Origin of the sequence: Chryseobacterium sp. WG23 (assembly GCF_024586575.1) — a bacterium.
In the GTDB taxonomy this organism is placed as follows: domain Bacteria; phylum Bacteroidota; class Bacteroidia; order Flavobacteriales; family Weeksellaceae; genus Chryseobacterium.
In genome coordinates this window covers 1-643 of record NZ_JALCZE010000030.1, presented here as the reverse complement: position 1 = coordinate 643, position 643 = coordinate 1, and the positions used below count along the sequence as shown (strand labels likewise).

Sequence of the window (643 nt, the reverse complement as noted above, 5' to 3'; positions counted from 1 at the left end):
TTACTCCGGGTATTCCTGCTGCAGATCCTGCACAACCAAGTACGGTTATGGTATGTGGACTTCCTACTCAGTTTAATTTCCTTTCTCTGAGTGCAGGGATTATCAACGGAAACAGCAATAATTTCCAGGTAACTTACCACAATAATACCAATGATGCCCTTACCGGTGCTAATTCTCTGACAACGACAACTGTAAATGCCACAACTACCTATTATTACAGAATTGTTTACCGTGATCCATCCAACCCGGACAATCCAATGAACGGATGTTTCATCAATGGAAAATTTAAATTTGTAAATGCCAGCATTACGGCTAATAATGTCACCTTACTTTCATGTAACAACAATGGGGAAGGTACTGCAAAGTATGATCTTACCACAGCCAATGTATTTGGAGGCGCAGGAGCAGTGATTAAATATTACCCCACTCTTGATGATATGAATGCAGGAACCAATGAAATTACAAATCCTACCAATTATATTTCTCCGGAAACAACAGTATATGCAAAAGTAACTTCTGTATTCGGGTGTATGGCTACTGCTACCATCAGATTACAGTTTCACCCGACAGTAGTACTGAGAGATGCCCAGATGGAAAACTGTTATATCCCGGATAACATCATGTTCTCAACATTTGATCTTAC

Annotated in this window: 1 pseudogene; it reads left to right on the top strand. The window is 39.8% G+C overall.

What is annotated here, in order from left to right:
• Window positions 1-643 (top strand): annotated as a pseudogene (locus tag MP477_RS22670) (gliding motility-associated C-terminal domain-containing protein); the annotation flags it as partial.